We start from the raw sequence: 23601 nt of genomic DNA on the forward strand, positions 1-23601 counted from the left end.
GCCTACCCCAGCAGACGGCACAGCGCGGCCAGGTCGCGCACGGTGGCAGGGGGCGCCACCGCGTGCGGCCACGCCGCATCGCCCCGATTGAGCCAGGCCGCCTGCATGCCGGCGCCCAGCGCGCCATGCGCATCCAGCGTGGCATCGTCGCCTATGTGCAGCACGGCCGCCGGCGGCAGGTCCAGCACCCGCGCCGCCTCATGGAAGATGCGGGGGTCGGGCTTGGCAATACCGAACTCGCGGGCGCTGATGCTGGCGCGAAAGTACTGTCCGATGCCGATGGCCTGCAGGTCCGCATTGCCATTGGACAGCGCCACCACTGGGTGGCGCGCCGAGAGGAATTCCAGCGCCGCTATCGCATCGTCGAACAGCTCCACCCGCTGGCGCTCGGCGAAGAACACGTCGAACCCCTGGTCCGTGAGCGACTCGTCCTCGCCCGCCTGGCGCAGCGCTGCGCGGATGGTCTCGCGGCGCAGCACCGTCAGGTCGTGCGACAGGTGCGCATGGGCGGACGCCACCTGCGCACGGAGCATGCGGGACGTATCGGGCGACGCCAGCAGCGCCGAGGCGCCGGGCGCTACCGTGAGCAGCCACTCGATCAGCACCTTCTCAGCCCGCGCAATGGTGGGCCAGATAGGCCATAGGGTGTCATCCAGGTCAAGAGTGATGGCGCGGATGCGGGAAATATCGAGCATGGCCCGAGCATACCGCCCGGCATTTGCCACAATCACCGCATGCCCGCCTCGCCTTCTCACCATGCCGCCCAGACGGCCTCAGCCTCTTCGATCCAGACCGCCGCAGCACGCGAAAGCACCGCCATTCTGCTGTGCAACCTGGGCACGCCAGACGCCCCCACCGCACCGGCGCTGCGCCGCTATCTGGCGCAGTTCCTGGGCGACCCGCGGGTGGTGGAAATTCCGCGGGCGCTGTGGCTGCCTCTGCTGTACGGGATCATCCTGCGCACGCGGCCGGCCAAGTCGGCCGCCAAGTACGCCAGCATCTGGACGGAAGAAGGCTCCCCGCTCGCCGTATGGACGGCCAAGCAGGCGGTGATGCTGCGCGGCTGGCTGGGCGAGGCCGGCCAGCCGGTGCGGGTACTGCCCGCCATGCGCTACGGTCAGCCGGCCGTTGGTGCGCAACTGCAGGTGCTGCAGGACGCCGGCGTGCGCCGCGCGCTGGTGCTGCCGCTGTACCCGCAGTACTCGGCCACGACCACCGCCAGCGTGTTCGACGACGTGGCCGCGTGGGTGCGCCGCTCGCGTTGCTTTCCCGAGCTGCGCTTCGTGAACGACTACCACGACCACCCGGACTACATTGCCGCGCTGGCCCAGTCGGTGCGCGCGCACTGGCAGCGCGAGGGCGGCCCGGCGGACAAGCTGGTGATGAGCTTTCACGGCATTCCCGAACGCAATGTGCGATTGGGCGACCCCTACGCGGAGCAATGCCGCACCACGGCCCGGCTGCTCGCGCAGGCGCTGGGGCTGGGCGAAGACCGGTACCTGCTGACCTTCCAGTCGCGCTTTGGCAAGGCCCGCTGGCTGGAGCCCTACACCGAACCCTCGCTGGTGGCGCTGGCACAGGGCGGCACGCGCCGCGTGGACGTGATGTGCCCAGGCTTCACCAGTGACTGCCTGGAAACGCTGGAGGAGATCAACCAGGAGGCACGCGAGGCCTTCCTGCACGCAGGCGGCCAGGACTTCCGCTACATCCCCTGCCTGAACGACAACCCCGCCTGGATCACCGCCTTGAGCCGCATCGCACAACAGCACCTGGCGGGCTGGAGCCAGCCATGAGCGCGCCCTGCACGGCACTCGCACCCGGCCAGCTGCGCCTGAGCATCCGCCCCGAGAGCCTGGGCTTTGACGACACGCGCGCGCTGCTGGCCGAGCCCCTGCCGTGGATCGGCCAGCAGCGCGCGTTCGATGCGGCCCGGTTCGGGCTGACCATGCAGCAGCCCGACTACCACCTGTTCGTGCTGGGCGAGGTCGGCAGCGGCCGTGCCTCCCTGATGCGCCAGGCCATGGACGAAGCGGCCGCCAGCCGGCCCGTGCCGCCGGACCTGTGCTTTCTGCACGACTTTGACGCACCCGAACGTCCACGCGCCCTGCGCCTGCCCGCGGGCCAGGGGCGCCAGCTGCGCGACCAGATGGCGAGCTGGAGCCGCCAGCTGGAGGCGGAGATCCCCAAGCGCCTGGCTGCGCCGGACGTGAAGAACGAGCGCGAGCGCATCCACAAGCGCTACCAGAGCGACGAGGCGCGCGCCTTCAGCCAGTTGGCCGACTTCGCGCGTGCACGGCGGTTTCGCCTGTCGCGTGAACAGGGGCAGATGGTGTTCACCCTGCTGGGCCCGGGCGGCGAGCCGCTGACGGAGGCCGATGGCGCAGCGCTGGGCGCACCCGAGCGCGCCGCCATCGAGTTGGCCGAGCAGGAGCTGCGTGCGGAGATCGTGCGCTTCCTGGAACAGACCCGCCCGCTGGAGCGCGCGCGCGACGATGCGCTGGCGCAGCTTCTGCGCCAGAGCGCCGGCCCGCTGGTGACGCACGGTCTGGACGACATCCGCCAGGGCCTGCGCAAGCAGATCAAGGACGCGGTCAAGCTGGGACGCTGGCTCGACCAGGTGCAGCGCGAGGTGCTCGACGACCTTGAGCTCTTCGTGCCTCACGAAGGCGAGCAGCCCGACGATCCGCAGGAAGAGGAACGCCGCGACCAACTGGCCAACCTGCTGGCGCTGTGCCAGGTGAACCTGGCGGTGGACAACGCGTCCCTAAAGGGCGCGCCAGTGGTGGTCGAAGACAACCCGCAGCTGCGCAACCTGTTCGGCCACATCCAGTACGAATCCGGGGAAGACGCGCCGTATGCCGATTTCTCCAGCATCCACGCCGGCGGCCTGCTGCGTGCGCACGGCGGCTACCTGATGCTGTTCCTGCGCGACCTGCTGGGCGATACGCCGCTGTGGGAGCGGCTGCGCCGCTTCCTGCGCTGCAGCCGCCTGGCGGTCGAGGACACCGCCGCCAGCCATGGCGGTGGTGGGCCGACAGTGGCGCTGCAGCCCGAGGGCGTGGATGTGGACGTCAAGCTCGTGCTGATCGGCACCGCCGTCGAGTATTACGTGCTGCAGGAGGGCGACGAAGACCTGGCGCAGCGCTTTCGCGTGAAGGTGGACTTTGCCGAGCGCTTCACCGCCAGCGCCCAGACGCATTACGCCAGCGCCGTGTTCATCGCACGCGCGTGCGCCCGCCGCGGCCTGCCGCACTGCAGCGCCGCGGCCGTGGCCCGCCTGCTGGAATTCACCCACCGCGAGGCCGACGACCAGTCGCGCCAGAGCGCGCGCTTTTCCCTGCTGGAAGCCCTGCTGCTCGAAAGCGCGGCCCAGGCGCGGGCACGCGGCGCGGCGCTGACCGATGCGGCCGACGTGGAAGCCGCGCTGATCGCCAAGCGCCAGCGCCACAACGCCCCCGAGGAGGCATTGCACGAATCGATTGCCGAGGGCGAGTTGCTCATCACGCTGGACGGCACGCGCGTCGGCCAGTTGAATGCGCTCACGCAGATCGACCTGGGCGACTACCGCTTCGGCTTTCCGGTGCGCATCACCGCGCGCACGCATGCGGGCCAAGAAGGCCTGGTCAACATCGAGCGCGAGGTCGAGCTGTCCGGCCCGATCCACGACAAGGGCGTGCTCATCCTGCACAGTTATTTCAGCGCGCTGTTCGGACACCTGGCGCCGCTGGCGCTCAACGCGTCCATCGTGCTGGAGCAGGAGTACAGCGGCATTGAGGGCGACTCGGCCTCCTGCGCCGAGTTGTATGCCCTGCTGTCGTCGCTGTCGGGCCTGCCGCTGCGCCAGGACATCGCGGTCACCGGCGCGCTCAACCAGCACGGTGAGGTGCTGCCCGTGGGCGGGCTGAACGAGAAGATCGAGGGCTGGTTCCGCGTGTGCGCGCACGCGGGCCTGACCGGCACGCAGGGCGTGCTGATTCCGGCACGCAACCAGCGCCACCTGATGCTCTCGCCGGCCGTGGTGGATGCGGTAGCGGCGGGGCGCTTTCACGTCTATACGGCGCAGCACGTCAGCGAGGGCATTGCGCTGCTCACTGGCACGCACGCGGGCCTCACCCCCGGCGAGCCGTGGGAAGGCAGCGTGCGGGCGCGCGCCGAAAGTACGCTGCTGGCCTACCGCCGCGCATGGCAGGCCATGGCGCTGGGGCGGCGGCGCGTCCCGCGCAGGCTCGGCGGCAGCCTTTGAAAACCGCCCGGCGCCGCGGTGGGCCGGGCCTGGCTTATCCATATTGGCTATAAGAACAATCCGATTCTGTCGTTGATGAGGCTCAAGGGCGCGGGACAATTACGCCCTTCCCTGAACGACTGTTTTCGAGATCGCCATGAAAAAACTGCTCGCCCTCGCGGTATTCGCCACGGCCGCCCATGTGGCCCCTGCGGCGTGGGCAGCCCAGCCACTGCTGACGCCCGCCGAACTGAAGGCCCAGACAACGCAGGCCACGCCGCCGCGCGTGATCGACATCCGCGACCCCGCCAGCTACGGCGCCCAGCACATTCCGGGTGCGGTGAATGCCCCCTACGGCAAGTGGCGCGGCCCCGCCAGCAACCCGGGTGAACTGCCCGACCTGCCCCGGCTCACCGCGCTGGTGCAGTCGCTGGGGCTCACGCCCACCACGCATGCCGTGGTGGTCTCCACGGGCGCGGACCCGACGGATTTCGGCGCTGCGGCGCGCGTGTACTGGACGCTGAAACTGCTGGGCCTCCAGGAACTCTCCATCCTCAATGGCGGCATGAAGGCCTGGGGCCAAGCCCAGCTTCCGTTGACGGCCGAGGTGCCACAGGTCGCGGCCAGCCAGTACACGCCCACGCTGGACACCCGCCTGCTGGCCACGCGCGAGGACGTGGGCCAGCACATTCGCCTGAGCAACGCCGCACTGGTGGATTCGCGCCCCGATGCCTTCTACCAGGGCAAGGTGCGTGCGCCCGCGGCCAAGGTGTCTGGCACCCTGCCGGGCGCACAGCAGCTGGACTTCAACCAGTGGTTCGTTCCCGGCACCTCCACCTTCGTGGATGCGGCGACGGCCCGGCAGATCGCCGCCAAGGTCAAGCGCGAACAGGGCCAGGACATGGTCGCGTTCTGCAATACCGGCCACTGGGCGGCCACCGACTGGTTCGGCCTGTCCGAAGTGGCGGGCCTGCCCGGCGTGAAGCTGTATGCCGGCTCCATGGTGGACTGGACCCAGTCCCAGGAGCCGCCGCTGATGGCGAACCAGCCCACCCGCGCCGAGGCCCTGGCCTACGACGCCAAGCAGTGGTGGGAACGCAAGCTCAAGTAAGCCAGCCCACTGCGCTGGGCAGCTGACAGCTTCATAGTCAAATCGGCCTCTAGCGCTTGCCAGGCAAGCGCTAGCAGCTCACTTTTTTGAATCTCTGGCCCTCTTCCATGAAACGACTCCCTCTTGCGGCCCTGCTGGCCATTTTCTTGGGCTGGCTGCTGTGGACCGTGTCCGTGCGGCAAGCGGCCCTGTTCGCCGTAGGTCTGGGCCTGGGCGCGGTGCTGGCCGGCCAGCGCTTTGGCTTCACCACGGGCTGGCGCATGCTCATCGAGGACAAGGACGCCAGCGGCGTCATGGGCCAGCTGCTGCTGCTGGCACTGGCCGCCGCACTGGCCATGCCGCTGCTGGGCCACTTCCCTGAACTGACGGCCGCCCTGGGCCCACCCAGCGTGAGCCTGCTGGTCGGCGCCTTCGTGTTCGGGCTGTGCATGCAGATTGCCGACGGCTGCGGCAGCGGCACGCTGTACAAGGCGGGCCTGGGCATTCCGATGAACGCGGCGATCCTGCCGCTGTTCGCGCTCGGCAGCTTCCTGGGCTCAATGCACCTGGGCTTCTGGCTGGACCTCGGCCGCGCGCAGCCCGTCGGTTTGGTCAATCGCTTCGGTTGGCAACAGGCACTGTTGATCACGCTGGCGGTGCTGGCCGTGGTCGCGGTGGGGGTGCGCTGGTATGCGCGCCGCGCCCAGGGGCCGCAAGGCACGCAGCCCCAGCCGCTGCTGGTGCGCAGGTGGATCGTGGGCGCCGTGCTGCTGGCGCTGCTGGCCACGCTGAACCTGGTGATCGCCGGCCAGCCCTGGGGTGTGGTGTACGGCTTTGGCCTGTGGGCGGCAAAACTCGCCCAGGCCAGCGGTGCCGCGGACCTGGCCGGCAACTGGTTCTGGAGCCAGCCCGGCAATGCCGCCCGCCTGCAGGAGACCGTGCTGCTGGACGTGACCAGCATCACCAACATCGGCATCCTCGGGGGCGCTCTGTGGGTGTCGGCCGGCAAGCCGGTCACGGCCAAGGCGCTGACGGGCACGCAATGGGCCGTGGCCCTGGTCGCGGGCCTGCTGCTGGGGTACAGCTCGCGCCTGGCCTTCGGCTGCAACGTCGGCGCCATGCTGTCGGGCATCTCCACGGGCAGCATCCACGGCTGGATCTGGGTGCCGCTGGCCTTCGCAGGAACGATCTTCGGCCTGCGCATCCGCCGCCATTTCGGCTTCTGAACCGGAGGAGCACAACGCCATGACACGACACACCACACTGCGCCTGACCTTCTGGGCCGTGCTCGCCGCCTTCCTGGCCTGGGACTACAGCAACTCCGCCCCGGTGGACCTGCGCTTCGAGGCGCCGCTGATCGCGGCCGGCTCGGGCAAGGCCGCCTCGGGCGGGCACTGCTCCATGCCGGACTGACGTCCTTCTCCGCGCACAACGCAACAAGGCCTCCACACGGAGGCCTTGTTGCTTGGCGCGGCGAGCGGTATCAGGGCGTATCGGCAGACGGCTTGGCCACCTCGAACCCTGCGTCCTGCCAGGCCTGCAGCCCGCCCAGCAGCGGGCGCACGTTGGAAAAGCCTGCGCGCTGTAGCTGGCGCGCCAACCGGGCGGCCGATATCTCTGCCGGGCAGTCGCAATAAATGACCACGCCGTGCGGATGCGCGTCGTGCGGCAATAGATGGGCGTGGGGTGCTGCCGCGTCCCGGGGGCGCAGCTCCCACGCCTGGGCGCCGGGAATATGGCCCGCGCTGTAGGCCTGACCCGTGCGCACATCGATCACCGTGGGCATGGCCCCCTGGGCCTGCATGCCGCGCAACTCCTGCACCGACACGCGAGGCATCTTCAGCGAGCGCACCGTGCGCTGGCGCTGCCACCACTTGCGCAGAATGAACACGCCCAGGCCCACCGCCAGCAATACCAATCCCCCCTGGCCCAGCGCTGTGAGCACGGCCAGCAGATCCTCGACCGTGGTGCTGAACAGCGATCCCAGCAACACTGCCGAGCCCACCCAGATCAACGCACCCAGCGTGTCGTACAGCACGAAGACCGACCGCGGCGTGCCCACCACACCCGCAAGCGCACTGGCGATCGACGCAAAGCCTGGAACGAACTTGGCAATCAGCAGCGACTTGGGGCCCCAGCGGCCGTAGAGCGATTCCGTCTGGCGGATGCAGGCATCGGGCGACAGCGAAATGCGGCAGATGCGCCCCAGCACACGATGGCCGTAGGACTTGCCGGCCTGGTACCACAGCAGGTCGGCAATGAGCGCGGCCGCCACAGCCAACAGCACGATGCGTGCGCCATGCTGCCAGTCGCCGCCCGCCACCGCCCCCGTGACCACCAGCACCGGGTAGGCGGGAATGGGCGCGCCCAGCTGCTCGATCAGCACGTTCAGGAACACGACGCCCAGGCCGTATTCGCGAATCAGATCCACCAGAAAACCCATGTCGCGGTTCCCTTCATGCCGTGCCGGCGTCGCCGCTGACGCCCATGCAATGCAAGTCTCACATGCTAGCTGCAACGGCTGCGCCGAGTGAGACCTGAAATAAGGAAACTGCGTTGCGTGGATGGCAACAATGCAGGCACACCGCGCAAGCCGTGCGCCGCTTCACCCCTGCGCGGGCTGGCCCTGCAAAAAGCGCTGCACCCAGGCCAGTTGCTGCGGCACGTTGAGCGCGGGCGCGTGGCCGCAGCCCGGCACCTCGACCACCTCCAGCAGGCCGCGTGCGCCCGGGCCCCGGCGCTGCATCTCCTGCACCACCGCGGGCAGCACCAGATCGGACTCGGCCCCGCGCAGGCACAGCACGGGAATGTCGAGCCGGTCGTAGTGCGGCCAGACGAGATAGTCGTTCTCATGCCGCGTGAACTGCTGCACCATGGCCGGGTCGTAGTGCGGGGTCACGCGCCCATCGGGCAGGCGGCGCAGCGAGGTCTCGGTAAGGCGCAGCCACTGCGCATCGCTGAGCCAGCCGAACGGCGCGTAGGTGCGGCGAAAGAAGGCCTCCAGCTCCATCACGGTATCGAACTGGGGCGGCTGGCCCGCATAGGCTTTGATGCGCTCCAGCGCGGGGCCGGCCAGCTGCGGGGCATTGTCGTTGAGCACCAGGTGCGTGATGCGCCCGTGCAGGCGCGGCGCCAGCAGGCCGGCGGCGCACACGGTGCCGATGGCGCCGCCCATCGACGTACCCACCCACTGCACCCGCTGCACACCCAGCTGGTCCAGCAGCTCCTCCACAACGCGTGCATAGAAAGCCAGCGTGTATTCGCGCTGCGGATCACGGCTCCACTGGCTCAGGCCGCGACCCAGGGTGTCGGGGCACAACACGCGCCAGCCATGGGCCGCCAGGTGCGCGGCCAGCTCGTCCATGTCGCGTCCGGTGCGTGCCAAGCCATGCCAGGCTACAACCACCGGCGCGCCGGGCGCGCCCCAGTCGGTCAGGTGGATTTCATAGCCGGCGCAGCGCACGTAGCGCGAGACGAAGGACATGGTGCAGCCTTTGTGCAGGGAGAGTGTGATCGCCGCGGGCGGCGAGACCCTGGCGCATCTGGGTGTTGGGAATCACCTCCTCCACCATGCGGCCCACGAAGTCATGGACCGAATGCACGCCCAGGTCGGGCAGGAAGCGGCGGTAGCCCTCGTTGACCCACACGATGCGCCCGCTCAGGTCCACGAGGAACATGCCCTGGCTCATGGTGGAAAAGAGCTGGAACATGGAGCGCGCAGCCAGTTCCAGGATGCCCTGTGCATCCAGCGGCAAGGGCGAGGCGTCGGTATTCAGGGGCATGGTCGGATGGTAACGCCGGCGTTCGACGCGCATTGAAAATAAGAACCATTCTCAACATAGAGCTATACTCCGCGCCTGTGCAAGCGTGCTCTCTGGTGGGGAGGTCCCGGGGGCGGCCGTCCCCCGGGCGCTGGCCGCGCTGCGCTTGCGCGGCGGTACCCGGCGCACTCTTTCTAGGGCCGCGCGCGCGCCGGCGTGGGTAGCGCCGACGCGCAGCGCTCCATCAACTCACATCGTCCACGCTCTGGCGCGCATGGGCCAGGTTGCGCTCGGCCCAGCGGCGCAGCACGCGCGGCACGATGAGCACGGCCAGCACGATCACCAGCAGCGTCACGGCCATGGGGCGCTGCAGGAAGATCATCCAGCTGCCCTCGCCGATGGAAATCGCGTTGCGCAGCTGCGCCTCGGCCAGCGGCCCGAGGATCATGCCCACCACCACGGGCGCCGTAGGGAAGTCGAAGCGCCGCATCAGCACGCCCAGCAAGCCGATGCCGTACAGCAGGAACAGGTCGAACGTGCTCTGGCGCATGCCGTAGGCGCCCACCGTGGCAAAGATCAGGATGCCGGCGTAGAGCTGCGGGCGCGGAATCTTCAGCAGCTTCACCCACAGCCCCACCATGGGCAGGTTCAGCACCAGCAGCATGATGTTGCCGATGTACAGCGACGCGATCAGCGCCCACACCAGCGTGGCCGATGTGGTGAACAGCTGCGGGCCGGGGTTCAGCCCATAGTTCTGGAAGGCCCCCAGCAGCACGGCCGTGGTGTTGCTGGTCGGGATGCCCAGTGTCAGCAGCGGGATGAGCGCCGCGGTCACCGTGGCGTTGTTGGCCGCCTCGGGGCCCGCAACCCCCTCGATGGCGCCACGGGTGCCGAACTCGGCCTTGTCCTCGCCCTTGGCCAGACGCTTTTCGGTCGCGTAGCTCAAGAAGGTGGGAATCTCCGTCCCCCCCGCCGGGATGCAGCCGAAGGGCGTGCCGATCACGGTGCCGCGCAGCCATGCGGGAATGGACCGGCGCCAGTCGCGCCGCGTCATGTGCACACGGCCCATCTGGTTCTGCGACTCTTCCACCCGGCCCTCGTACAGCGCCGCATACAGCACCTCGGCCACGGCGAACAGGCCCACGGCCACCAGCACGATGTCGATGCCGTCCAGCAGTTCCATCTTGCCCACGGTGTAGCGGGCGGCCCCCGAGATCTGGTCCATGCCCACGCAGCCCAGCGCCAGGCCGAGGAACAGCGCCGTCATGCCGCGCAGACTGCTCTGGCCCAGCACCGCGCTCACCGTGGTGAAGGCCAGCACCATCAGCATGAAGTACTCGGGCGGGCCGAGCTTGACCGCGAACTCGGCCACGCCCGGCGCGAACAGCGTCACCACCACCGTGGCGATGGTGCCGGCGACGAACGAGCCGATGGCCGACGTGGCCAGCGCCGCGCCCGCGCGCCCGCTCTTGGCCATCTTGTTGCCCTCCATGGCCGTGACCATGCTGGCGGTCTCGCCCGGCGTGTTCAGCAGGATGGACGCCGTGGAGCCGCCATACATGGCGCCGTAATAGATGCCCGCGAAGAAGATCATCGAGGCGGTCATGTCCACCTTGGCCGTGATGGGCAGCAGCATGGCCACCGCCACCGCCGGCCCGATGCCCGGCAGCACACCCACGGCCGTTCCCAGCGCGCAGCCCACCAGGGCCCACAGCAGGTTCGCCGGCGTGATCGCCGTGGCAAAGCCTGCGAGCAATGCGTCAAAGATTTCCATAGCACTCAATCCCCGGTTTGAACGCGGCCTGCGCCGGCGCCATCGAAGCAGCCAAAGTCAGCATGCATGTGCACTCTCCTGCACCCTGGCCTACAGCCACCCGGTGGCGGTCAGCCCCGGCAGGTTGATCGCCAGGAACTGCGTGAACAGCCAGAACACCGGCGCGGCGATGGCCAGCCCGGTCGCTACATCCACGGCCAGCACGCGCGGCGACAGCAGGCCCGTCTGCCCGCCCGCGCGGCGCAGCCCCTGCACGGCCAGCGCATAGCACAGCGTGCAGCCCACGATGAAGCCCAGCTCCACGATCAGCGCCGCATTCAGCAGAAGCCCCGCCGACACCCAGGCAAAGGGCCCCCACGCCGCGCGCGGCGCGCCGCCCGGGTCGGCCGCTTGGCGGTAGCCGCCCGTGGCAGCCTCCCAGATCAGCCAGCCGCCACACACGGCCAACACCAGGGCGCAGGCCCACGGCAGAAAGTTGGGCCCCACGCCGCCATAACCGGCGTTGCCGGGGATCTCCAGCGCGCCCCAGGCCATGGCCGCGGCCACCAGGATGACGCCGGCGCCCACGGCGGCCTGCCAGCCGGGTGAAGGCACGGCGCTTGTGGGTGGAATGGAGGGAGGGGAAGAGGAAAGCTCAGACATGGCTGCGGCCTCCGGGGAGGCGCCGCACCGCGGCGGCGCAGGTTTCAAACAAAAAACGGCCCTAGCGCTTATCCATCAAGCGCTGACAGCTCTCAAAAGAGGAGCACCGCAGCACACTGCGGCGCCGCCGGGCTTAGACCATGCCCGACTTCACCATGGTGGCGCGCAGGCTGGCGAACTCGCTGTCCACGAAGTTGGCGAAGTCGTCGCCGGCCAGCCACGCGGGCGTCCAGCCGTTCTTCTCCAGCGCCTCGGCCCACGCCTTGCTCTTGACGGCCTTCTCCACCATTGCCACCAGCGCCTTGCGCTGCTCGGCCGTGATGCCGGGCGCGCCGTACACACCGCGCCAGTTGCCGATCTCGACGTTGATGCCCTGCTCCTTGAGCGTGGGCACGTTCACGCCCTTCAGGCGCTGGCCCGAGGTCACGCCGATGGGCTTCATCTTGCCCGCGGCGATGTACTCGGAGAACTCGCTGTAGCCGCTGCCGCCCACGGTGACGTTGCCGCCCAGGATGGCCGCCGTCGCCTCCCCGCCCCCACGGAAAGCCACGTAGTTGATGCGCGCCGGGTCCACGCCCACCTCGCGCGCGATCATCGCCGCCGCGATGTGCTCGGTGGAGCCGCGCGAGCCGCCGCCCCATTTCACGCTGCCGGGGTCCTTCTTGAGCTGCGCCACCACCTCGGCCATGCTCTTGAAGGGCGAGTTGGCGGGCAGCACGAAGACGTTGTATTCGCTGGTCAGCCGCGCGATCGGCGTGGCCTGGCTCAGGTTGACCGGCGGCTTGCCGGTGATGATGCCGCCCAGCATCACGGCGCCCATCACCATCAGCGCGTTCGGGTCGCCCTTGGAGCCGTTCACGAACTGCGCCAGGCCGATGGCGCCGGCCGCGCCGCCCTTGTTGTCATAGGTCACGCTGGAGGCCACGCCCGCATCCTGCAGGGCCTTGCCCAGGGCGCGGCCCGTGGTGTCCCAACCGCCGCCGGGGTTGGCGGGCAGCATCATCTTGACGGCCACGGCGGCCTGGGCCGACAGCGGCAGGCTGCCCGCGGCGGCCAGTGCCGCCAGCGACTTCAGAAAGGTATCGCGACGCATGTTGTCTCCTTGCTTGTTAGAAAAAGGGAACGCTGACCGGCGCGATGATGCGCGCGCAAGCTGTCAAACGGCTGTCCACGGCACCAGGGTTAACACCGAGATCTGCGCGCCAACCGCCACCCGCCGCAAACGCGTTCTAATCCGCGGATGCAACTGCTTCTCGTCGAAGACGACGCCACCATGCAGGCCACGCTGCAGCGCTCGCTGGCACGCCGCGGCATGGCCGTCACCGCCCTTGCGGACGGGCGCGCCGCGCTGGCCGAATGGCGCGCGCACCCGCCCGACGCCGTGGTGCTGGACCTCACCCTGCCCGGCCTGGACGGCCTGCAGGTACTGCAACAGGCACGCGCCGGCGGCCTGCGCACCCCTGTGCTGCTGCTGACCGCGCGCGGCACCGTGGGCGACCGCGTGCTGGGCCTGAACGCGGGGGCCGACGACTACCTGCCCAAACCTTTTGACCTGGACGAGCTGGAGGCCCGGCTGCGCGCCCTGCTGCGCCGCAGCGGCGGCGATGCGGCAGATGACAAACAGGCCTCCAACGCCCTGGTGATGGGCGCCCTGCGCTATGAAAAAGAAAGCGGCGCCATCTATCTGCACGATGCGCCCATGGACCTCACCCCGCGCGAGTTGGCGCTGCTGCGCACCCTGCTGGCCCAGCCGGGGCGCGCAGTCGCCAAGGAGCGGCTGTATGAACTGGTCTTCCCCGGCCAGAGCGAGGTGCAGTACGAGGCCATCGAAGTGGTGGTGTACCGCGTGCGCAAAAAACTCGCAGGCACCGGCGTGGCCCTGATGACGCTGCGCGGCCTGGGCTATCTGCTCAAGTCAGAGACATGAAACAGCCCGTGAGTCGCTGCGCGCCTTCCCCCTCCAGGCAGGCGATGCCGCAGGCCCGGCCGGGCCCGCTGCACGGAGCGCGCTGGCATGGTTTGCGCCACCGCCACCGTACAGGAGCGGGCGCGCCTGTGCGCCAGGCTCCCCACCACGCGCAACGCAGCCGGGTGGCGGCATGACGCGCCCGCAGTCGCTGCGCCGCCAATTGCTCGTGGGCATCCTGCTGCCCACGCTGCTCTTCGTGGGCGTGAACACCTACAGCCTGCACCGCCAGGCACTGGCCGCGCTGCACACTGCCTATGACCGCACGCTGCTGGCTTCGGCCAAGACCATCAGCGAGCAGCTGGACGTGCGCGGCTGGGACGACATGGCCGAGCTGCGCGCCATCGTGCCCTACGCGGCGCTGGAGGCCTTCGAGGCCGACAACCAGAGCCGCATGTTCTACCGCGTGTCCAACCTGCGCGGCGACTTGATTTCCGGCTTTGCCGAACTACCCGCCTGGCACGGCACCATCCCGCAGCGCCCGCCTTATGCGGCGCTCGTGGACTTCTATGACGACCGTTTTCGCGATCAGCCCGTGCGCGTGGCCGTGCTGCTGCAGCCCGTGGCCAGCAGCGAGGGCCGCGGCATGGCCGTGATCCAGGTGGCGGAAACACTGGAGCTGCGCGAAGCGGCGGCCCTGCAGATCCTGCACACCACGCTGGCACGCCAGGCGCTGCTGCTGGCGCTCATCGCGGGCATCGTGGTGCTGGTGGTGCAGCGCGCCACGCAACCGGTGCGCCAGCTGAGCAGCGACCTGCAGGCACGTACCGAAGGCGACCTGGCCCCCCTTGCCGCCCCCACCGCGCCGCGCGAGTTGCAGCCGCTGATCGACGCCACCAACGCGGTCATGCAGCGCCTGTCGCGCCTGCTCGCCCACCAGCAGCGCTTCGTGCGCGACGCGTCACACCAGCTGCGCACACCGCTGGCCGTGCTCAAGACGCAGGTGCAGTCCGCCCTGCGCGGCGACCTGCCGCCCACGCAGGCGCTGCGGGAGATTGGAGACACCGTGGACCGCGCCACGCAATTGGCCAACCAGATGCTGGCGTTGGCCAAAGTGGAGCAGCTGCGCCAGCAGGGCGAGGTGCCCGTGACGCGGCTGGACACAGTGCTGCGCGAGATGGCGCTCGAGCTTTCTCCGCTGATCGCACAGGGCGACCTGGACTTCGGCATCACTACCGACGCCGCGCCCATCCACGCGCACGAGTGGATGCTGCGCGAGCTGTGCCGCAACCTGCTGCACAACGCCATACGCCATGCGCCGCCCGGCACCGAGCTCGCCGTCACGCTGCACCGCGAGGACGGTGAGGCCGTCCTTACCCTGGCCGACGCCGGCCCCGGCATCGACGAAGAACTCGCGGCGCGGCTGTTCCAACCGTTTTCGGCCGGCGACGTGCGCACGGGTTCGGGCCTGGGCCTGGCGATTTGCCAGGAGATCGTGCACGCGCTGGGCGGCAGCATCACCCTCGCCAATCGCCAGGCGGACGGCCGCGTGCTGGGCCTGGACGCCGTGGTGCGGCTGCCACTGGCCGACGCCTGAACCGTTTTTCACGCACGCCGCCCCAGGCAAAATCACGCCGATGACGACACCACCCGATGCAATGCGCCTGGACAAATGGCTGTGGTGCGCGCGCTTTTACAAGACCCGCAGCCTCGCCGTGGAAGAGATCGGCAAAGGCCGCGTAACCGTCAACGGCCAGGCGGCCAAAGCCGCGCGTGAACTGCGCGCGGGCGACACCGTCGCGCTGCGCCAGGGCGCGGTAGCCCGCACGGTCGTGGTGCGCGCCTTGAGCAACTTCCGCAGCCCGGCGCCCGTGGCGCAGCAGCTCTATGAGGAAACGCCCGAGAGCCTCGCCGCGCGCGCGCAGGCCGCCGAAGCGCGCCGCCTGGCGCCCGAGCCGGCCGCCGCGCTGCGCGAGGGCCGCCCCACCAAGCGCGACCGCCGCTCCATGGACCACCTGCGCCATGACTGGGACGACCGCTGGAGCGCCTCCATCGACGACTGAGATGGGCAGGGCTTGGGCACAGCACCGCAGCCTGTGGCAGCCAGCCGCCAAAGCCCCACGACGCGAAAGCACAGCGCTCACACGGGCCGTGTGCGCTATGCCCGAAGCTATGCCCAAAGCGCTATGCCCAAAGATCAGGCCGCCAGGCGTTCATCCTGCGCCGCGTCATGCCATGCGTCACCCTCTCCCGCCAGCAGCACCAGGTCCTGCGCGGGCCGGTCACACGGCGATGCGCGAAAGCGCACGGCAATGTCCGCGGCCGCGGGCGAGAAGAACAGCACCACGCGGTCCTCGGCCGCATCGAAGTGCGAGAACAGCGCCCGCCCCGTGCCGGGCTGCGCCATGAGGAACCTCGCCATGAAAACCTGTTGAATCTGCCGCAGGGGCTCGAAGGCCTGTTGTTCGTTGCCCAGTTGCAGCGTGTACCAATGGCTCACATCCCACCTCGTTTGCCGAAAAAAGATGCACGCATGGTAGACACGCCCGCTGCGGCGGGGCGGTTCGCCAGGGGCGCATCACGGTGTAGGACACAGCCGGCCTGACGGCGTTGCGCCGGCGCCTGCTTCCGCGCTGTCAGGCGCCCTTGGCCGCCCCGCTGACCCGGTACGGCGTAAAGCCCGCCATATCCTCGTTCACCTCCAGCGGCCGGCCCACCGGCGGAAACGCGCGCTGCGGGCATGCGGTGCGCTCGCACACCTTGCAGCCCATGCCGATGGGCACCGGCGCCTCGGGGTCGGCCAGGTCCAGCCCGCGCGCATAGACCAGTTGGCCCGCGTGCTGCACGTCGCAGCCCAGCGCCACCGAGAAGGTCTTGCCCGGCGCGCCCCAACCGCCGGTGCTGCGCGTGACGGTGCGCGCGATCCACAGGTACACGCGCCCGTCGGGCATGCGCGCCAGCTGCCGCACGATGCGCCCGGGCTGGGCAAAGGCCTCGTACACGTTCCACAGCGGGCAGGTGCCGCCGATCTTGCTGAAGTGAAAGTGCGTGGCCGACTGGCGCTTGCTGATGTTGCCCGCCCGGTCCACGCGGATGAAGAAGAACGGCACGCCACGCGCGCCGGGGCGCTGCAGGGTGGACAGGCGGTGGCACACCGTCTCGAAGCCCACGCCCCAGTGCTGGCCCAGGCGCTCGATGTCGTAGTGCAGCGCCTCGGCCGTCCGCAAGAAAGCGCCGTAGGGCAGCAGCAGCGCGCCCGCGAAGTAGTTGGCCAGGCCGATGCGCGCCAGCGTGCGCGCCGCCTCGCCCGACAGCGCCGCGCCCTGCACGCTGTGCTGCAGCAGGTGCGGCACTTCCAGAAAGGCCAGTTGCGTCGCCATCTGGAAAGCGCGCTGCGCGCCCTGCAGCGTGGACGACAGGTACAGCACGCGTGCGGCGGCATCGAAGCGCCGCTGCACGGCCGCGCCCTCACCTGCCTCGTCGCCGTCGCCGCCCTGCAGCAGCGCCACACGCACACCGTGGGCCTGCTCCAGCCGCGCCTGCAGCGCGGCGCCGGCCGCGCCAGGCGCCAGGCGCCACTGGGCGGCCAGGTGCTCGGCCGCGTCATCCAGCTCGGCGATGTGGTTGTGGCGCGCGAAGAAGAAGTCGCGCACCTCCTCATACGCCATGGGCGGGGTCTGCGCCGTGCTGACCGCGCCGCCGCGCTCGTCGCCATAGTGCGCGGCCAGCGCCTCCAGGCGCTCGCGCGCCTCGGCGCGGCCGCGGTGCAGCGCCAGCAGCACGCGCGCCACGGCGGGCATGTTGGCGGCCAGCTCGCGCACCTCGGCCAGCGAGACGGCATCGGCCGGCGCGCCGGGCGGCAGGTCGGCCAGCACGTCGCGCAGGCCGGCGATCAGGCGCGCCTCGTCGCCCTCAGAAAAGTGCTGCACGTCCACGCCGAACACGGCGTTGATCTTGAGCAGCACCGGCACCGTCAGCGGGCGCTGGTTCTGCTCGATCTGGTTCAGGTAGCTGGCGGAAATCTCCAGCGCCCGCGCCAGCGCCACCTGGGTCAGGCCCCTCTCCTCGCGCAGGCGGCGCAAGCGCACACCCATGAAGGTTTTTTTCATTCCAATCTTTCGCAAACTTTGCAAAACACCCCGCAAGCCTTCGCAATCGTTCGCCAATTCAGGGCTTACGGGGGGCATCCATTGTGCGTAGATTGCGAAGCATGACAAGCCCCGCAGGCACCCTCGAAACCCGCGACATGGTCTTCCCCGCCCATGCCAACCACCACGGCACGCTGTTCGCCGGCCAGGGGCTGGAGCGCATGGCGCGCGCCGCCTTCCTGGCCGCGCGCGCCGCCGCCGGCTGCGACGTGGTGATGGCCGCCGTCACCGGCGTGCAGTTCTGCGCCCCCGTGCCCGTGGGGCGGGCGCTGGCGCTGCGCGCCTGGGTCAGCCGCGTGGGGCGCAGCTCGCTCACCGTGTGCGTGCACGGCCTGGCCCAGGCCCCGGGCTGCCCGGACGAGCTGGCCCTGCAGGGCGTCTTCGAGATGGTGGCCGTGAACGCCCACGGGCGGCCCACGGCCATCGCGCATACCTACCTGAACACCCCGCCACACCCCTTCCGACAGGAGACTCCATGAGCACCACCGACACCGCAACCGCCCTCCCGCGGGCCAAGAAATCCGTCGCCCTCTCGGGCGTGGCCGCCGGCAACACCGCGCTGTGCACCGTGGGCAGGAGCGGCAACGATCTGCACTATCGCGGTTACGACATCCTGGACATCGCCGAGGTCTGCGAGTTCGAGGAGATCGCCCACCTGCTGGTGCACGGCAAGCTGCCCACGCGCGCCGAACTGCGCGCCTACAAGGCCCGGCTGCGCGCGCTGCGCGGCCTGCCCGGCAGCGTGAAGGCCGCTCTGGAGCAACTGCCCGCGGCCAGCCACCCCATGGACGTGATGCGCACCGGCGTATCCGCCCTGGGCTGCGCCCTGCCCGAGAAAGACGACCACAGCCTGGCCGGCAGCCGCGACATCGCGGACCGGCTGCTGGCATCGCTGGGCAGCATGCTGCTGTACTGGTACCACTTCAGCAACTCGGGCCGGCGCATCGCGGTGGAGACACAGGACGACTCCATCGGCGGGCATTTCCTGCACCTGCTGCACGGCGACAAGCCCTCGGACGGCTGGGTGCGCGCCATGCACACGTCGCTGAACCTGTATGCCGAGCACGAGTTCAACGCCAGCACCTTCGCCGCGCGCGTGATCGCCGGCACGGGCAGCGACCTGTATTCCTGCATCGCCGGCGCCATCGGGGCGTTGCGCGGGCCCAAGCACGGCGGCGCGAACGAAGTGGCCTTCGAGATCCAGAAGCGCTACGACACGCCCGACGCGGCCGAGGCCGACATCCGCCGCCGCGTGCAGGCCAAGGAGGTGGTGATCGGCTTCGGCCACCCGGTCTACACCGTGAGCGACCCGCGCAACGGGGTCATCAAGGCCGTGGCCAAGCGCCTGTCGGATGCCGCCGGCTCGACCAAGATGTACGACATCGCCGAGCGGCTGGAGCGCGTGATGTGGCAGGAAAAGCAGATGTTCCCCAACCTGGACTGGTTCAGCGCCGTGAGCTACCACATGATGCAGGTGCCCACCGCCATGTTCACGCCGCTGTTCGTCATCGCCCGCACCAGCGGCTGGGCGGCGCACGTGATCGAGCAGCGCGCGGACAACAAGATCATCCGCCCCAGCGCCCACTACACCGGCCCCGACGACCAGAAGTTCGTGCCCATCGAGGAACGCGTTTGACAAAAACCATAGCTGGCAGCGCTTGTCGTTAGTGGATTTCCAGCACTTTTTGCATGAAATCTGTTGACAGGCAAGCGCCAGCAGCTATCACAACAATAGCACCACGATGACCACGAACACCGCCCACCGCAAACCCCTGCCCGGCACGGCGCTGCAGTTCTACGACGCGCGCGAGGCCGTCGAGCGGCTTACCCCCGGCGCCTGGGCCACGCTGCCCTACACCGCCCGCGTGCACGCCGAGAACCTGGTGCGCCGCGCCGACCCGGCGCAGTTGCCGGACTACCTGCGCCAGCTGATCGAACGCCGGCGCGACCTGGACTTTCCCTGGTACCCCGTGCGCGTGGTGTGCCACGACATCCTGGGCCAGACCGCGCTGGTCGATCTGGCGGGCCTGCGCGACGCCATCGCCCAGCAGGGCGGCGACCCCGCCGCCGTGAACCCGGTGGTGCCGGTACAGCTCATCGTGGACCACTCGCTGGCCGTGGAGTGCGGCGGCCATGACCCCGAGGCGTTCACCAAGAACCGCGCCATCGAGGACCGCCGCAACGAGGACCGCTTTCACTTCATCGAGTGGACGAAGAAGGCCTTCGCCAACGTGCAGGTCATCCCGGCGGGCAACGGGATCATGCACCAGATCAATCTGGAAAAAATGTCGCCCGTCGTGCACGTGCAGGACGATGGACAGGGCAAGGTCGCCTTTCCCGACACCTGCGTGGGCACCGACAGCCACACCCCCCATGTGGACGCGCTGGGCGTGATCGCCGTGGGCGTGGGCGGGCTGGAGGCCGAGGCCGTGATGCTGGGCCGCGCCAGCTGGATGCGCCTGCCCGACATCGTGGGCGTGCAACTGCGCGGCAAACGCCAGCCGGGGATTACCGCGACCGACATCGCGCTGGCGCTGACCGAGTTCCTGCGCCAGCAAAAGGTGGTGGGCGCCTATGTGGAATTCTTCGGCGAGGGCGCGGACAGCCTCTCGATCGGCGACCGCGCCACCATCAGCAACATGTGCCCCGAATACGGCGCCACCGCCGCGCTGTTCTACATCGACGCGCAGACCACCGATTACCTGCGCCTGACCGACCGCGCGCAAGACCAGGTGCGGCTGGTGGAGACCTACGCCCGCGCCGCCGGTCTGTGGGCCGATACCCTGCGCGAGGTGCGGTACGAGCGCACGCTGCACTTCGACCTGTCCAGCGTGGTGCGCAACATGGCCGGCCCCAGCAACCCGCACCGGCGCCTGCCGACCAACGCGCTGGTGGAGCGCGGCATTGCCGATGCCAGCATGCTGGAGAGGGCCCGCGCCGAGGAAGCCAGGGGCCTGCTGCCCGACGGTGCCGTCGTCATCGCCGCCATCACCAGTTGCACCAACACCAGCAACCCGCGCAACGTGATCGCCGCCGGCCTGCTGGCGCGCAACGCCCGCCGCCTGGGCCTGCGGCGCAAGCCCTGGGTCAAGACCTCGCTCGCGCCCGGCTCCAAGGCGGTGGAGCTGTACCTGCAGGAGGCCGGCCTGCTCTCTGATCTGCAGGCGCTGGGCTTTGGCATCGTGGGCTTTGCCTGCACCACCTGCAACGGCATGAGCGGCGCGCTGGACCCGCGCATCCAGCAGGAGATCCTTGACCGCAAGCTCTACGCCACCGCCGTGCTCTCGGGCAACCGCAACTTCGACGGGCGCATCCACCCCTATGCGAGCCAAGCCTTCCTGGCGTCGCCGCCGTTGGTGGTGGCCTACGCGATCGCGGGCACGGTGCGCTTTGACATCGAGCGCGACGTGCTGGCCGTGGTGGAGGGCCGCGAAATCCGCCTGAACGACCTGTGGCCCAGCGACGAGGAGATCGACGCCATCGTCGCCAGCGCCGTGAAGCCCGCACAGTTCCGCGCCGTGTACCAACCCATGTTCGCCCTGCGCAAGGGCGATGGCGAGCGCGCCGCGCCGCAGTACGACTGGCGCCCGCAGTCCACCTACATCCGCCGCCCGCCCTACTGGGACGCCGAAGGCGTGGGCGCGCTGGCCGCCTACCCGCGCACCCTCCAGGGCATGCGCCCGCTGGCGCTGCTGGGCGACAACATCACCACCGATCACCTCTCGCCGTCCAACGCCATCCTGCCCGCCAGCGCGGCGGGCGAATACCTGGCCCGCATGGGCGTGCCCGAGGAGGACTTCAACTCCTACGCCACGCACCGGGGCGACCACCTCACGGCGATGCGCGCCACGTTCGCCAACCCGCAACTCGTCAACGAGATGGCGGTGGTGAACGGCCAGGTGCAAAAGGGCTCGCTCGCCCGCATCGAGCCCGAGGGCCGCGTGACGCGCATGTGGGAGGCCATCGAGACCTACCTGCACCGCCGCCAGCCGCTGGTCATCATTGCCGGGGCCGACTACGGCCAGGGGTCGAGCCGCGACTGGGCCGCCAAGGGCGTGCGGCTGGCGGGGGTGGAGGCGGTGGTGGCCGAGGGCTTCGAGCGCATCCACCGCACCAACCTCATCGGCATGGGGGTGCTGCCGCTGGAGTTCCTGCCCGGCACCAACCGCCACACGCTGCAGTTGGACGGCACCGAAACCTACGACGTGGCCGGTGCCCTCACGCCGCGCGCCACCGTCATCCTTGTCATCCGCCGCGCGCAGGGCGAGACGCAGCAGGTGCCCGTCACCTGCCGGCTGGACACGGCCGAGGAAGTCTCGGTCTACGAAGCGGGGGGCGTGCTGCAGCGCTTCGCCCAGGACTTTCTGGCCCAATCAGCCTCCAGCGCCCGTCTGACAAGCGCAACCAGCTATTGAAACAAGAGCAAACATGGCACCACAGATCAGGATCCCTGCCACCTACCTGCGCGGCGGCACCAGCAAGGGCGTGTTCTTTCGCCTGCAGGATTTGCCCGCGGCGGCGCAGCAGCCCGGCGCAGCGCGCGACGCGCTGCTACTGCGCGTGACCGGCAGCCCCGACCCCTACGGCAAACAGATCGACGGCATGGGCGGCGCCACCTCGTCCACGTCCAAGGCGGTGATCGTCTCGCCCTCCACCCGGCCCGGGCATGACGTGGACTATCTGTTCGGCCAGGTCGCCATCGACAGCCCCTTCGTGGACTGGAGCGGCAACTGCGGCAACCTGTCGGCCGCCGTGGGGCCGTTCGCCATCGCCAGCGGCCTGGTCGCGTCCGGGCGCATTCCGCACGACGGCGTGTGCACCGTGCGCATCTGGCAGGCCAACATCGGCAAGACCATCGTGGCCCACGTACCCGTCGCAGGTGGCCAGGTGCAGGAGACGGGCGACTTTGCGCTGGACGGCGTGGCCTTCCCCGCCGCCGAGGTGTTGCTCGAATTCCTCGACCCGGCCGATGGCGGTGAAGGAGGCGAAGGCGGCGGCAGTGCCCTGTTCCCCACCGGCCAGCTGGTCGATACGCTGGACGTGCCAGGCGTGGGCCGCTTGCAGGCCACGCTCATCAACGCGGGCATCCCGACCATCTTCCTGAACGCCAGGGACGTCGGCTGCACCGGCACCGAGCTGCAGGACGCGATCAATGGCGATGCCGCGGCCCTGGCCCGCTTCGAGGCCATTCGCGCCTGGGGCGCAGTCAAGATGGGCCTGGTCCACGACGTGGCAGAGGCCGCCACGCGCCAGCACACGCCCAAACTCGCCTTCGTCGCGCCGCCGGCGGACTACGTCGCCTCCAGCGGCAAGGCGGTGCGCGCGGCCGACATCGACCTGCTGGTGCGCGCACTGTCCATGGGCAAGCTGCACCACGCCATGATGGGCACGGCGGCCGTGGCCATCGGCGCCGCTGCCGCCGTCCCCGGCACGCTGGTCCACCAGGCGGCCGGCGGGGGCCCGCGCACCGCCGTGCCGGGATCGGTGCGGTTCGGCCACCCCTCGGGCACGCTGCGCGTGGGGGCCGAGGCCGCGCTGGTGAACGGCCAGTGGCGCGTCACCAAGGCCCTCATGAGCCGCAGCGCCCGCACCCTGATGGAAGGCTGGGTGAGAGTGCCGCCAACCCCGTGAGCAACTTCGTCATGTCCCCCTTCTCCCCCGCTTCGCGCGGCAAGGGGGACGCCGCCAGCGCGGCAGCGCGGCGCGGCCGGCTCAGGCCCCCGCACCGCGGCCGCTAGGGCCTGTTCACACTATTTTTGCCAGTGCGAATGGCGTGAAAACCGCGCCAATCTAGGCGCGTGACGACGCCAAGGCCGGGGCCTTGGCTAGGAGGGCAACGACGAATGGCGCGGTTTTCACTCCGTTCCCTCCGGGTTGCGATCAAAAAGGGCCATTCGCGGCGTTGCCAAGCCTCGCTGGGGTAGCACCCCAGCTTCGTTTGGCGCCTTGCGCCTGGCCCTTTTTGATCGCAACGCATCTGGCAAAAATAGTGTGAACAGGCCCTAGCCCCGGCCGGGGGCGCACCCGATTTCAGCAATGCGTTCCATGCGCGCGCAGA

The 23601-nt window shown here is 69.6% G+C and carries 20 protein-coding genes and 1 pseudogene; 12 read left to right on the plus strand and 9 right to left on the minus strand.

Translation table 11 applies throughout. The features are described from left to right. Positions 1-2: 2 nt before the first annotated feature. Positions 3-695 carry an HAD-IA family hydrolase gene (locus BV908_RS09450; RefSeq protein ID WP_047351404.1) on the minus strand — a complete coding sequence of 231 codons (693 nt, stop codon included), beginning with the start codon at positions 693-695 and terminating at the stop codon, positions 3-5. A gap of 39 nt (positions 696-734) precedes the next feature. Here BV908_RS09450 and hemH point away from each other — a divergent pair, with 39 nt between their 5' ends. The 5 genes from hemH (at position 735) to BV908_RS22435 (ending at position 6725) form a co-directional block, all read left to right on the plus strand. Next, positions 735-1793 carry a ferrochelatase gene (gene hemH, locus BV908_RS09455; RefSeq protein ID WP_103737971.1) on the plus strand — a complete coding sequence of 353 codons (1059 nt, stop codon included), beginning with the start codon at positions 735-737 and terminating at the stop codon, positions 1791-1793. Beyond that, positions 1790-4243, plus strand: coding sequence for an ATP-binding protein (locus tag BV908_RS09460; protein WP_103737972.1), 2454 nt, complete (start codon positions 1790-1792; stop codon positions 4241-4243). The genes hemH and BV908_RS09460 overlap by 4 nt, the downstream gene beginning before the upstream one ends. 136 nt (positions 4244-4379) lie before the next feature. After that, on the plus strand, positions 4380-5333 hold the full coding sequence (locus BV908_RS09465; protein ID WP_103737973.1) for a rhodanese-like domain-containing protein: 954 nt from the start codon (positions 4380-4382) through the stop codon (positions 5331-5333). Between the two features lie 107 nt (positions 5334-5440). Next, a complete protein-coding gene (locus BV908_RS09470; protein ID WP_103737974.1) occupies positions 5441-6538 on the plus strand; it encodes a YeeE/YedE thiosulfate transporter family protein in 1098 nt (365 codons plus the stop codon). A 19-nt stretch (positions 6539-6557) separates the two neighbouring features. Beyond that, entirely contained in the window at positions 6558-6725 is a 168-nt protein-coding gene (locus tag BV908_RS22435) for a hypothetical protein (RefSeq protein WP_172751380.1), read from the plus strand. 70 nt (positions 6726-6795) lie between these two features. Here BV908_RS22435 and BV908_RS09475 read toward each other — a convergent pair whose 3' ends face one another. From BV908_RS09475 to BV908_RS09500, 6 genes and pseudogenes are all read right to left on the minus strand, one after another. Beyond that, positions 6796-7755 carry a rhodanese-like domain-containing protein gene (locus BV908_RS09475; protein WP_103737975.1) on the minus strand — a complete coding sequence of 320 codons (960 nt, stop codon included), beginning with the start codon at positions 7753-7755 and terminating at the stop codon, positions 6796-6798. A 162-nt stretch (positions 7756-7917) separates the two neighbouring features. Beyond that, positions 7918-8796: an alpha/beta hydrolase gene (locus tag BV908_RS09480; RefSeq protein WP_103737976.1), complete on the minus strand. Its 879-nt coding sequence runs from the start codon at positions 8794-8796 to the stop codon at positions 7918-7920. Between the two features lie 49 nt (positions 8797-8845). Next, positions 8846-9094, minus strand: a pseudogene (locus tag BV908_RS09485) (PAS domain-containing protein); the annotation flags it as partial. A gap of 223 nt (positions 9095-9317) precedes the next feature. Beyond that, entirely contained in the window at positions 9318-10847 is a 1530-nt protein-coding gene (locus BV908_RS09490) for a tripartite tricarboxylate transporter permease (RefSeq protein WP_011804916.1), read from the minus strand. Positions 10848-10937: 90 nt separating this feature from the next. Further along, a complete protein-coding gene (locus BV908_RS09495) occupies positions 10938-11489 on the minus strand; it encodes a tripartite tricarboxylate transporter TctB family protein (RefSeq protein ID WP_103738000.1) in 552 nt (183 codons plus the stop codon). Positions 11490-11622: 133 nt separating this feature from the next. Next, the gene (locus tag BV908_RS09500; protein ID WP_011804914.1) at positions 11623-12582 is read right to left on the minus strand and encodes a tripartite tricarboxylate transporter substrate-binding protein; all 960 of its coding nucleotides are present in this window, start codon (positions 12580-12582) and stop codon (positions 11623-11625) included. 147 nt (positions 12583-12729) lie between these two features. Here BV908_RS09500 and BV908_RS09505 point away from each other — a divergent pair, with 147 nt between their 5' ends. The 3 genes from BV908_RS09505 to BV908_RS09515 all read left to right on the plus strand — a co-directional run bounded on the left by BV908_RS09505 (position 12730) and on the right by BV908_RS09515 (position 15458). Beyond that, complete coding sequence (locus BV908_RS09505) at positions 12730-13416, plus strand: response regulator (RefSeq protein WP_047351410.1); 687 nt, start codon at positions 12730-12732, stop codon at positions 13414-13416. A 172-nt stretch (positions 13417-13588) separates the two neighbouring features. Beyond that, on the plus strand, positions 13589-14992 hold the full coding sequence (locus BV908_RS09510) for a sensor histidine kinase (RefSeq protein WP_011804912.1): 1404 nt from the start codon (positions 13589-13591) through the stop codon (positions 14990-14992). A gap of 40 nt (positions 14993-15032) precedes the next feature. Next, positions 15033-15458 carry an RNA-binding S4 domain-containing protein gene (locus tag BV908_RS09515; protein WP_011804911.1) on the plus strand — a complete coding sequence of 142 codons (426 nt, stop codon included), beginning with the start codon at positions 15033-15035 and terminating at the stop codon, positions 15456-15458. 134 nt (positions 15459-15592) lie between these two features. On the opposite strand, the gene BV908_RS09520 is transcribed toward BV908_RS09515, so the two are convergent. Both BV908_RS09520 and BV908_RS09525 read right to left on the minus strand, forming a co-directional pair. Continuing rightward, the gene (locus BV908_RS09520) at positions 15593-15895 is read right to left on the minus strand and encodes a hypothetical protein (protein ID WP_011804910.1); all 303 of its coding nucleotides are present in this window, start codon (positions 15893-15895) and stop codon (positions 15593-15595) included. 136 nt (positions 15896-16031) lie between these two features. Further along, entirely contained in the window at positions 16032-17504 is a 1473-nt protein-coding gene (locus tag BV908_RS09525) for a short-chain fatty acyl-CoA regulator family protein (protein ID WP_103737977.1), read from the minus strand. A gap of 101 nt (positions 17505-17605) precedes the next feature. On the opposite strand from BV908_RS09525, the gene BV908_RS09530 reads away from it, so the two are divergent. The 4 genes from BV908_RS09530 (at position 17606) to prpF (ending at position 23174) form a co-directional block, all read left to right on the plus strand. Then, positions 17606-18022: a hotdog domain-containing protein gene (locus BV908_RS09530; RefSeq protein ID WP_103737978.1), complete on the plus strand. Its 417-nt coding sequence runs from the start codon at positions 17606-17608 to the stop codon at positions 18020-18022. Continuing rightward, positions 18019-19179: a 2-methylcitrate synthase gene (gene prpC / locus BV908_RS09535; protein WP_103737979.1), complete on the plus strand. Its 1161-nt coding sequence runs from the start codon at positions 18019-18021 to the stop codon at positions 19177-19179. Before BV908_RS09530 ends, prpC begins: the two co-directional genes overlap by 4 nt. A gap of 106 nt (positions 19180-19285) precedes the next feature. Continuing rightward, a complete protein-coding gene (gene acnD, locus BV908_RS09540; RefSeq protein ID WP_103737980.1) occupies positions 19286-21958 on the plus strand; it encodes a Fe/S-dependent 2-methylisocitrate dehydratase AcnD in 2673 nt (890 codons plus the stop codon). A 13-nt stretch (positions 21959-21971) separates the two neighbouring features. Continuing rightward, positions 21972-23174, plus strand: a complete 1203-nt coding sequence (gene prpF / locus BV908_RS09545; protein WP_103737981.1) for a 2-methylaconitate cis-trans isomerase PrpF — start codon at positions 21972-21974, stop codon at positions 23172-23174. The last annotated feature ends 427 nt before the right edge of the window (positions 23175-23601 follow it).

Origin of the sequence: Diaphorobacter sp. LR2014-1, from assembly GCF_002916785.1 — a bacterium.
Taxonomy (GTDB): Bacteria; Pseudomonadota; Gammaproteobacteria; order Burkholderiales; family Burkholderiaceae_C; genus Diaphorobacter; species Diaphorobacter nitroreducens.

Excerpts from the sequence above, each read along its gene's own strand:
- BV908_RS09450 (WP_047351404.1), bottom strand. The coding sequence starts at position 695 with ATGCTCGATATTTCCCGCATCCGCGCCATCACTCTTGACCTGGATGAC.
- hemH (WP_103737971.1), top strand. The coding sequence starts at position 735 with ATGCCCGCCTCGCCTTCTCACCATGCCGCCCAGACGGCCTCAGCCTCT.
- BV908_RS09460 (WP_103737972.1), top strand. The coding sequence starts at position 1,790 with ATGAGCGCGCCCTGCACGGCACTCGCACCCGGCCAGCTGCGCCTGAGC.
- BV908_RS09465 (WP_103737973.1), top strand. The coding sequence starts at position 4,380 with ATGAAAAAACTGCTCGCCCTCGCGGTATTCGCCACGGCCGCCCATGTG.
- BV908_RS09470 (WP_103737974.1), top strand. The coding sequence starts at position 5,441 with ATGAAACGACTCCCTCTTGCGGCCCTGCTGGCCATTTTCTTGGGCTGG.
- BV908_RS22435 (WP_172751380.1), top strand. The coding sequence starts at position 6,558 with ATGACACGACACACCACACTGCGCCTGACCTTCTGGGCCGTGCTCGCC.
- BV908_RS09475 (WP_103737975.1), bottom strand. The coding sequence starts at position 7,755 with ATGGGTTTTCTGGTGGATCTGATTCGCGAATACGGCCTGGGCGTCGTG.
- BV908_RS09480 (WP_103737976.1), bottom strand. The coding sequence starts at position 8,796 with ATGTCCTTCGTCTCGCGCTACGTGCGCTGCGCCGGCTATGAAATCCAC.
- BV908_RS09490 (WP_011804916.1), bottom strand. The coding sequence starts at position 10,847 with ATGGAAATCTTTGACGCATTGCTCGCAGGCTTTGCCACGGCGATCACG.
- BV908_RS09495 (WP_103738000.1), bottom strand. The coding sequence starts at position 11,489 with ATGTCTGAGCTTTCCTCTTCCCCTCCCTCCATTCCACCCACAAGCGCC.
- BV908_RS09500 (WP_011804914.1), bottom strand. The coding sequence starts at position 12,582 with ATGCGTCGCGATACCTTTCTGAAGTCGCTGGCGGCACTGGCCGCCGCG.
- BV908_RS09505 (WP_047351410.1), top strand. The coding sequence starts at position 12,730 with ATGCAACTGCTTCTCGTCGAAGACGACGCCACCATGCAGGCCACGCTG.
- BV908_RS09510 (WP_011804912.1), top strand. The coding sequence starts at position 13,589 with ATGACGCGCCCGCAGTCGCTGCGCCGCCAATTGCTCGTGGGCATCCTG.
- BV908_RS09515 (WP_011804911.1), top strand. The coding sequence starts at position 15,033 with ATGACGACACCACCCGATGCAATGCGCCTGGACAAATGGCTGTGGTGC.
- BV908_RS09525 (WP_103737977.1), bottom strand. The coding sequence starts at position 17,504 with ATGAAAAAAACCTTCATGGGTGTGCGCTTGCGCCGCCTGCGCGAGGAG.
- BV908_RS09530 (WP_103737978.1), top strand. The coding sequence starts at position 17,606 with ATGACAAGCCCCGCAGGCACCCTCGAAACCCGCGACATGGTCTTCCCC.
- prpC (WP_103737979.1), top strand. The coding sequence starts at position 18,019 with ATGAGCACCACCGACACCGCAACCGCCCTCCCGCGGGCCAAGAAATCC.
- acnD (WP_103737980.1), top strand. The coding sequence starts at position 19,286 with ATGACCACGAACACCGCCCACCGCAAACCCCTGCCCGGCACGGCGCTG.
- prpF (WP_103737981.1), top strand. The coding sequence starts at position 21,972 with ATGGCACCACAGATCAGGATCCCTGCCACCTACCTGCGCGGCGGCACC.